The 8,559-nt window shown below is 62.5% G+C and carries 10 protein-coding genes; 4 read left to right on the top strand and 6 right to left on the bottom strand.

Annotated features, from left to right (window positions below; translation table 11 throughout):
- Nucleotides 1-138: 138 nt before the first annotated feature.
- From F1735_RS31555 to F1735_RS31545, 3 genes are all read left to right on the top strand, one after another.
- Entirely contained in the window at nucleotides 139-420 is a 282-nt protein-coding gene (locus F1735_RS31555; RefSeq protein WP_167240726.1) for a hypothetical protein, read from the top strand.
- Between the two features lie 359 nt (nucleotides 421-779).
- Nucleotides 780-1,040 (top strand): hypothetical protein, encoded by a 261-nt coding sequence (locus F1735_RS31550; protein WP_167240724.1) that lies wholly within the window; start codon nucleotides 780-782, stop codon nucleotides 1,038-1,040.
- Nucleotides 1,037-1,666 (top strand): PKD domain-containing protein, encoded by a 630-nt coding sequence (locus F1735_RS31545; RefSeq protein WP_167240722.1) that lies wholly within the window; start codon nucleotides 1,037-1,039, stop codon nucleotides 1,664-1,666. The genes F1735_RS31550 and F1735_RS31545 overlap by 4 nt, the downstream gene beginning before the upstream one ends.
- 234 nt (nucleotides 1,667-1,900) lie before the next feature.
- Here the strand turns inward: F1735_RS31545 and F1735_RS31540 are convergent, their stop codons facing one another.
- The 6 genes from F1735_RS31540 to kbl all read right to left on the bottom strand — a co-directional run bounded on the left by F1735_RS31540 (nucleotide 1,901) and on the right by kbl (nucleotide 7,647).
- Nucleotides 1,901-2,338 carry a lysozyme inhibitor LprI family protein gene (locus F1735_RS31540; protein ID WP_167240720.1) on the bottom strand — a complete coding sequence of 146 codons (438 nt, stop codon included), beginning with the start codon at nucleotides 2,336-2,338 and terminating at the stop codon, nucleotides 1,901-1,903.
- The gene (locus F1735_RS31535; RefSeq protein ID WP_167240718.1) at nucleotides 2,323-3,042 is read right to left on the bottom strand and encodes a LysM peptidoglycan-binding domain-containing protein; all 720 of its coding nucleotides are present in this window, start codon (nucleotides 3,040-3,042) and stop codon (nucleotides 2,323-2,325) included. The genes F1735_RS31540 and F1735_RS31535 overlap by 16 nt, the downstream gene beginning before the upstream one ends.
- 289 nt (nucleotides 3,043-3,331) lie before the next feature.
- On the bottom strand, nucleotides 3,332-3,982 hold the full coding sequence (locus tag F1735_RS31530; RefSeq protein WP_167240716.1) for an SMI1/KNR4 family protein: 651 nt from the start codon (nucleotides 3,980-3,982) through the stop codon (nucleotides 3,332-3,334).
- A 10-nt stretch (nucleotides 3,983-3,992) separates the two neighbouring features.
- Entirely contained in the window at nucleotides 3,993-5,390 is a 1,398-nt protein-coding gene (locus F1735_RS31525; protein ID WP_167240714.1) for an L-serine ammonia-lyase, read from the bottom strand.
- 54 nt (nucleotides 5,391-5,444) lie between these two features.
- On the bottom strand, nucleotides 5,445-6,407 hold the full coding sequence (locus F1735_RS31520) for an NAD-dependent epimerase/dehydratase family protein (protein WP_187364411.1): 963 nt from the start codon (nucleotides 6,405-6,407) through the stop codon (nucleotides 5,445-5,447).
- 19 nt (nucleotides 6,408-6,426) lie between these two features.
- The gene (gene kbl, locus F1735_RS31515) at nucleotides 6,427-7,647 is read right to left on the bottom strand and encodes a glycine C-acetyltransferase (protein WP_167240712.1); all 1,221 of its coding nucleotides are present in this window, start codon (nucleotides 7,645-7,647) and stop codon (nucleotides 6,427-6,429) included.
- A 213-nt stretch (nucleotides 7,648-7,860) separates the two neighbouring features.
- Between kbl and F1735_RS31510 the strand changes: the two genes are divergently transcribed.
- Entirely contained in the window at nucleotides 7,861-8,436 is a 576-nt protein-coding gene (locus tag F1735_RS31510; protein WP_167240710.1) for a helix-turn-helix domain-containing protein, read from the top strand.
- Nucleotides 8,437-8,559 lie beyond the last annotated feature (123 nt).

The following is an 8,559-nucleotide window of genomic DNA, read 5'->3' as shown; positions in this document are numbered from 1 at the left end:
CGAACCGTTCTAACCGCACGATCAAAAACAGCGCCGTGGCCGGCGCTGTCAAGACGCTAAAATCGCTCGGGGTAGGACCATCGTTTTACGTGAAAACCGGGCCATCAACTCGCGTGATCACACTCACAACTGGCCAGATTGCTCGATACCGAGCAAGGCCGGCTGGCCTCGCTCATGCCGGGTACGGCCCATGCGGCGGCGATGCATGCCGCGCTTGCCGGTTTTCTTTCCGCATGGCCAGGCCAGGACCCGGCGCGTGCCGGACGCATGGCCTCCGACCTGATGGCGTTGATCAGCGCGCTGACCGATGCGGCCGGACGGGTGGAGACGACAATTTCGCCAGCCCTGGCCGACCCGATTGAAGGGGCGGTGCTTGGTTATCTGAACGCACTGGGCGCAAGTGTACCGTCATCGGGCTAATGGCAGGCAGTCCCCGACCTGTCCGCGAGCGCGAGCGCGACAGCGCCACCGCACCAAAAGTCCATCCGATGCCCACCATGCGCAGCACCTTCCCCCGGCCCCCGCCAATCCTGATGTGCCCGGCGTCACCCCAACGCCTGGCCAGCCGCGATCGCAAGGCATAGCCTGACCTGCGCCAGTTACGGGCGCGGCGCTTTACCTAAGGTGAAATCAAGGACACCCGCTTTCCTCCTGCAGAGGACGGGTTGACTTGATGCATTCACTTAGCGGGAGACAGACATGAAAACGAGAACGACAACACACCAACGTGAAAATGGCTGGACACGTTGGCTACTGTATCCGCTTGTCGCGCTGGCAGCATGGGCCGCCAATCCACAAGCGGCCCTGTCGATATCAACGGCAAGGGACAGGTCGCGTTCACCGAGGATGTCGGGAACGACCGGACCATGGCGAGGTTCTACGACGGAAAGACTTTCAGCAATCTCGGCACGCTTGGCGGTGCGGGTTCCTTCGTCAACGCGCTCAATGATGTCGGCCAGATTACCGGTGGTTCGAACTTCAGCCCGGAAAGTACCGACACGCACGCTTACCGCTGGACTGCGCATTTACGGTTGGCATGAATGACCGCGACACGGTGGTCGGCATCATCCGCATCGTCGACGGTCCTTACCGCGCCTTCGCCTGGACCAGGCAGGCCGGCATGAAAGACCTGGGCACATTCGGCGGGCGCAGCGCCTACGCCCACGACGTCAACCAGCCCGGACAGGTTGTCGGCAGCCCCGAAACGCGCGATGGCGCAAGCCGCGCGTTCGTGTGGACCGGCGCCGAGGGCCTGGTCGACCTGAACACCCGCATCCCGCGCGCGCCGTCGGGCTTCGTGGCCACGGCCGCCCGGGGAATCTCCGACAATGGCGCGATTGTCGCCGATTCGAATGCCGGGCTGGTCCTGCTTGTTCCGACAGCCGCCACCCATGTTGCCCCCACGGTCGGCCCGATCAGGCGCAGCGGGGCCGCGCGGGTCGATATGCCCTTGTCGGTATCCGCCGGTTTCGTCGATGCCGACCCGGGCGAGACCCACAGGGCGACCTGGTCATGGGGCGATGGCAGCAAGGACGAGGCAGGCGTCGTCGCCGAAAAGAACGGCGCCGGCACCTCCAGCGGCAAGCACGTCTACCGGGCAGCGGGCCTCTACACGGTCACGCTCACCGTCACCGACAGCAGCGGACAGAGGGCGAGCCGTTCATGATCGACACGGCCGGCGCCTTGTTGGCCACGGTGTTGCCGGCTGATGATCGGAGCTCTACGATGCATCGGGAGACTCAGCGTCATGACCGGCGATGTCAAGATTCCCGATGACTGCAATACGTTTGCCCACGTCGACATCCAATCAATGTTTCGGCAGCGGCAAATATAGATGTTACCGGGCACCTCTCTGTTGATCCGGATGACGTGGCGTGGCTGCCAAGGCAGCTTCCGAGTGCTATTTAGGCACCAGTTTGCCGGTATCGCGGTCGAGTTGGAACGTACGCAGGGCATTCATGTCGGCCACACAGGCCAAGCGTTTGATCTCGTGCGAATTGCCAGCGCCACCGCCGATCAGCGAGGAAGCGAAGGCGCACTGCACCTGGCGGTCGCGCACGAACGACGCGTTCGCGGCGCGCAGCTTGATGCCGGCATCCTTGATGTAGGTATCGCTTTCATCCCAACTGGCAATCGCCGCCGCCGCCCTGGCTTCGGCCTGCGTCAGCGCCGCTGCGCTGTCGATCGCACGTTTCTTCAGGCACTCGCGAATGTCGAACTGCGAAAACTGATTGCACTCCTCAATTGCAGCGACAGCTTGTGCACGGTTGTCTGCCACGGCATGGCCCGAATATACGGCCGACGAGCAAATAAGTACCGCTACTATTCTGCTTCGCATATTCCGCTCCCTGCTTTACGCACATACGGCATCACGAAATCGAGTTTTCTTACATACATTTCATCACCTCCACCGTTATACCAGCGAGCGATATTGCTGTGGTTAATGGGGCGCCAGCCCGTAATGACCTTCGCCGTCTTTGCTTTCTGAAATTTGATAACGTCACCCTTATGCAGCACGTTCGCGCGCGGATTTAACTCCCGCAACACCTCCACCGTGCTTTTGTTTTTGCTGGCAATCCGCTCAAGTGTATCGCCGCTATCGACTTTGACTTCCTCGACCCGCGATCCAGGCTCGCGGATACTCTGGAATTCATATTTCGCCAAGCGCATCAACAAATAACCAATGGCAGCGCGAATATTGTGCGTCGGGTTAGTGCGGACCATACCGCTGCTGGTGCCCGACCGATAAGCCGGAGGCATGATCAAATCGCCGCCTTCATGATTTCCCAACAGCGCCATCATGCCCTTATCGCCAGGCACGCCGATCTGCAAGGGTTTGATTTTCCATTCAGAGGATCCTGCGCCCGTTTCCGTCCATAGCATGCCCTTGACATACAACCAGTCCAAGGCTGAATAACCGGGGGTTGCCGCCAGGTGGCGGTTATATTCATTGACGGCGACCCGAATGTCACAGTCGTGTATATTCCATTCCGGCTTGCCCGCTCCGTTCACAACTCCCTGCTGCCACTGTTCATACGTCATAAAATCCCCTTGACATCACGCTCTAGCGTTGAGGCGCACTCTCAAAGGAGAGTGATCACGATGACAATTTTAGCATTAATGATACGTCTGTAAGGTCTACATTGTCGCCGTCGCCACGCAGGGTACTTCCTCGCAGTAGGCGCGCAGCAGTTCCGGCTTGCCGGCCGGCCCGCGAAAGGCGATGTGGCCGTCGGACTGTAGCGGGACCGACACCATCACGGCCCGCGGGCGCAAAAGCAACGGCGGCTGTTAATCGGAATCAAGTAAGTGAGACTGTTGCCGGACCGGGCTACTCTTCCCAACGCGCCACAACGTCGAAGACAACAGGATCAGGCACGCTCACCGTGGAGTTCATCGCATTCAACTCATCCTGGCCAATGAGCGAGCGCACCATCTCGACACGCGCTTTCGGTCCCTGCTGGTAGGGGTGCTCGGCCGGCGTCTTGTCCAGGCAGCCCGACAGCACGCTTCGCAGCGCCGGATCGAGCAGATCGCTCACCCTGGCGACATCGGCCCGCAGCAAGGCCACCGGATCGTCGTCATCGTCATCGAGCAAGTCGAGCTCGGCGAACACGTTCAGGTACTCGCCCACGACAAACTGATCGAAGCCGGCGTAATGCAGCGTCGATGTGCCGGCGTCGTGCCAGACCATGCACACGCCCTCTTCGCCGCCGCGCAAGCGCACCAGGCAATAGGCGTCGCCCGCGCCGGAGCGTGCGAACGGCAGGAACACATTGCCGTTCTGCTTGACCGGATTGAGCCAGCCGGCGACGACGGCCTGCGCCTCCCGCGCCGACAGCCACTCGACATCGTTCAGCGCCGACAAGGCCGTGCGCCCGGGATCATCGTAGCCGTTCGCGCCGCGCTCGATCAGATGGCGCAGGGTGGCCGGCAAGGCAATCCCGGTAGATGCGGCCAATGCGTCGAACGATTCGCTCATGTATCGCTCCTTAGCAAGCCGCGTGATTAACCGTCACCACGTGGATCGCCAGCCCGCCGAGCGAGGTTTCCTTGTACTTGTCCTGCATGTCGGCGCCGGTCTGGCGCATGGTTTCGATCACGTCGTCCAGGCTCACGAAATGGGTGCCGTCGCCCTTCAAGGCCAGCGATGCGGCGGTGATTGCCTTGATCGCTCCCATGCCGTTACGCTCGATGCACGGAATCTGCACCAGGCCGCCGATCGGGTCGCACGTCATGCCGAGGTGATGCTCGATGCCGATTTCGGCCGCATTCTCGATCTGTTCATTGGTCCCGCCCAGCGCCGCCACCAGCCCGGCCGCCGCCATCGCGCAGGCCACGCCGACTTCGCCCTGGCAGCCGATTTCGGCGCCCGAGATCGAGGCGTTCTTCTTGCACAGCATGCCGATCGCGGCCGAGGTGAGCATGAAGTCGCGCACCCCGCGCACCGGATCGCTCGGACGGCAATCTTCGGCATAGTAGCGCAGCACCGCCGGGATGATGCCGGCCGCGCCGTTGGTCGGCGCCGTCACCACACGCCCGCCGGCGGCGTTTTCTTCGTTGACCGCCATCGCGTACAGGCTCACCTGATGCACCGCGTCGTGCGGCAGGTCGTTGGCGCGGTTGTCGCCGTTCTTGGCGTCTTCCGACAGCTTCCACAGATTGGCGGCGCGGCGCTTGACGTTCAAGCCTCCGGGCAGCTGGCCGGCGGTGACCAGGCCATGCGCGATACAGTCGCGCATCACCTGCCAGATCTTGTCGATGCCGGCGTCGAGGACGGCGCCATCCATGCGCGCGCATTCGTTCGCGCGCAGCATCTGCGGAATCGACAGGCTGCTGGCGCGACCGTGCGCCAGCAGCTGGTCCATCGTGTCGAAGTTGTAGGGAATCGGCGCGCTGCTCTCGCCATTGCTCTGGCGCGCCTGCGATTCGCCGGCGGCGTGAATGAAGCCGCCGCCGACCGAGTAAAAGATCCGTTCGATGACGCTGCCGTCATCGAGCTTGAGCGTGAAGCGCATGCCGTTCGGGTGCTCGGGCAGCGAGGAACTCTTGTGCCATACGAGCCCGGTGCGCGCCGAAAACGGCACTGCGTGGGTGCCGAGCAGCTTGATCGCGCCATCGAGTTCGACTTCGGCCAGCATGTCGTCGACCCGCTCCGGATCGACGCCCTGCGGCGTTTCGCCCATCAGCCCGAGGATGACCGCCTTGTCGGTGGCGTGGCCCACGCCGGTCAGCGCCAGCGAGCCGTACAGCGCCGCCTCGACGCCAACCGCACGCTCGAGCGGACCGCATTCGACCAGAAAGCGGCGCGCCGCCACCATCGGCCCCACGGTGTGGGAACTCGACGGCCCGATGCCGATTTTGAAAAGGTCGAATACGCTCATGTCCATGTTTGTCTCTTATATGTTTTATCGGTAGGGGTACAACGCATCAGGCAGCGCGCATCAAGCCGCTTTGGTCAGGCTGACGTCGATATTGGCGAGCATGTCGGCCACCAGTTGATCGAGCCCGATCTGCGCCTTCCAGCCCCAGTCGGCCGTGGCGGCGCTGTCGTCAAGGCTTTGCGGCCAGCTGGCGGCAATCGCCTGGCGGCTGTCCGGTTTGTAGCCGATCTCAAAGGCCGGCAAGGCGCGCCGGATCGCCGTCGCCAGCTCGGCCGGGTTGAACGACAGGCCGGCCACATTATAGGCCGAACGCACGGCGATGTTCTCGGCCGGGGCGTCCATCAGTTCGATGGTGGCGCGGATCGCGTCGGGCATGTAGATCATCGGCAGCGTGGTCTCGGGGCCGAGGAAGCACTCGTAGCGTTGGCCGCGCAGGGCCGCGTGGAAGATCGCGATCGCGTAGTCGGTGGTGCCGCCGCCCGGAGGCGACTTGTAGCTGATGATGCCGGGATAGCGGATGCTGCGCACGTCCACCCCGTACTTGGTGAAGTAGTACTCGCACAGGCGCTCGCCGGCCAGTTTGCTGATGCCGTAGATGGTGGTCGGGTCCATCACCGTGTACTGCGGCGTACCCTGGGGCGGCGTGTTCGGGCCGAAGGCCGCGATCGACGATGGCCAGAACACGCGCAGCGGCTTGCCCGCTTCGCCACGTTCGCGCGCCACTTCGAGGATGTTCAGCAGGCCATCCATGTTCAGGGTCCAGGCCTTGAGCGGGGCCTGTTCGCCGGTGGCCGACAGCAGCGCCGCCAGCTGGTACACCTGGGTGATGCCTTCGTCGGCCACCAGGGCCGCGAGGCGGGCTTTGTCGAGCACGTCGAGCTGGGTGTAGCGCGCCGCCTTGTAGACGTTGGCCGCGCCGATGTCGGAGGCGATGACGTTGCCCGCGCCGTGTTGCTGCGCCAGCGCGCCGACCAGTTCACTGCCAATCTGGCCGTTCGCGCCGATAATGAGAATGCGTTCCATGTTCTGTATGTCCGTCTTATTAGTGTTCTTGATTCTTGAGAATGCCCAGCTCGCGCCCGGCCTGTTCGAATGCTGTCAATACCGTATCGAGCTGTTCGCGGGTGTGCGCGGCCGACAGCTGCACCCTCACCCGCGCCTGCCCCATCGGCACCACCGGGTAGAAGAAACCGGAGAGGAGCACGCCCAGTTCGTACATGCGGGCCGCGAAACGCTGCGCCACGGGCGCTTCGAACAGCATCACCGGCACCACCGGGTGCGTGCCCGGCTTGATGGTAAAGCCGATGCGTTCGATCTCCTTGCGGAAGTAGGCCGTGTTCTCGTGCAGGCGGTCGCGCAGTTCGGTCGACGTCGAAATGCGCTCGAGCACCGACAGCGAGGCGCCGGCAATCGAGGGTGCCAGCGTGTTCGAGAACAGGTAAGGACGCGATTTCTGGCGCAAGGTGTCGATCACTTCCTTGCGCGCGGCGGTAAACCCGCCCATCGCGCCGCCCAGCGCCTTGCCGAGGGTGCCGGTGATGATGTCGATGCGGCCCATGACGTTGTGATGTTCGTGCGTGCCGCGCCCGGTCTTGCCCATGAAGCCCGACGCGTGGCATTCGTCGATCATCACCAGCGCGCCGTATTGGTCGGCCAGGTCGCAGATCTTGTCCAGCTGGGCGATCGTGCCGTCCATCGAGAACACGCCGTCGGTGACGATGACCTTGTGGCGCTTGCCGGCGGCAATGGCCGCCTGCAGCTGCACTTCGAGGTCGGCCATGTCGTTGTGCTGGTAGCGATAGCGCCCGGCCTTGCACAGGCGGATGCCGTCGATGATCGACGCGTGGTTGAGCGCGTCGGAGATGATGGCGTCGTTCTCGTCGAACAGCGGCTCGAACACGCCGCCGTTGGCGTCGAACGCGGCCGCGTACAGGATCGTGTCCTCAACGCCGAGGAAGGAGGAAAGCGCTTTTTCGAGCTCCTTGTGTACGGTCTGGGTGCCGCAGATGAAGCGCACCGACGACAGGCCGTAGCCGTATTTTTCGGTCGCCTCGATCGACGCCCGCTGCGTTTGCAGGTCGCCCGACAGGCCGAGGTAATTGTTGGCGCACATATTGATCAGGGTGCGGCCGTCGTCGGCCACCACTTCGGCGCCCTGGCGCGAGGCCAGCACGCGCTCCGGCTTGTACAGGCCCTGTTCGCGCAGCGTGTCCAGCTTGTGTTGCAGGCCGCTGAAAAAGGCACTTTTCGCTTGCTCGCTCATCATTATTCCTCGTCATGTGGTTGCCGGCTTGACCGACTGTTGGACTATGCTGTACCGTGTTCCGGACCATACGCATTCAACCGCGTCGTGCAATTCCGTTATGTCGAACACGTTTTCAATATAATGGATACTACCCAAGCCGAGTGTACTTGGCAACCCTCGGTTTCTTATATTTATGTAAATATTTTGCTTGACCACTTTGCCAAAAATCCGATGAAACAAGCTGCACCGACCAATTCCCCACCTGAAGTAGGCGCGACCTTGCAACGTTTGCGGCTGGCGCGCGGCCTGACCCTGGAGGACTTGTCGCGTATCGCGGGCGTATCGAAATCCATGTTATCGCAAATCGAAAGGGAGAAGGCAAACCCCACGATCGCGATCACGTGGCGCCTGGCCAACGCCCTGGGCGTGGCCATCGGCGAGTTGCTCTCGAGCGATACGCGGCCGGTGGAAACCATCCGCGTGGTGGACGCACACGAAACGCCGACCCTGCCCGGCGCGCACGCAGGCTACGTGCTGCGTATCCTGGGGCCGATGGATCTGGCGGGCAAGTACGAGTGGTACGAACTGACCCTGGCGCCGGGCGGCGAACTGGCCTCGCAAGCGCACGACCCCGGCACCAGCGAGCACATGACGGTGCTGCACGGCACCATGGAACTGGAAGTGGGCAGCGACAAGAAGAAGATCAAGCTGGGCGGCACGGCGCGCTATCCGGCCGACCAGAACCATGTGATCCGCAACGCCGGCAAGACCGAAGCGAAGGCCTTGCTGGTGGTGGTGCATCGCTAGCCTGAATTTTGCATAAAAAAGGGCAAGAACGCCGTAAGTGATTGATAAAATGTGAGTTATCGAGAAACACATCCATCAACACAAAAAGCACCTTGCCCGACATGAATTCTACTTCAGAACAGC

It is taken from the genome of Massilia genomosp. 1 (assembly GCF_011682185.1).
In the GTDB taxonomy this organism is placed as follows: Bacteria; Pseudomonadota; Gammaproteobacteria; order Burkholderiales; family Burkholderiaceae_D; genus Telluria_A; species Telluria_A rubra.
This window is presented reverse-complemented; position numbering and strand designations above follow the sequence as displayed.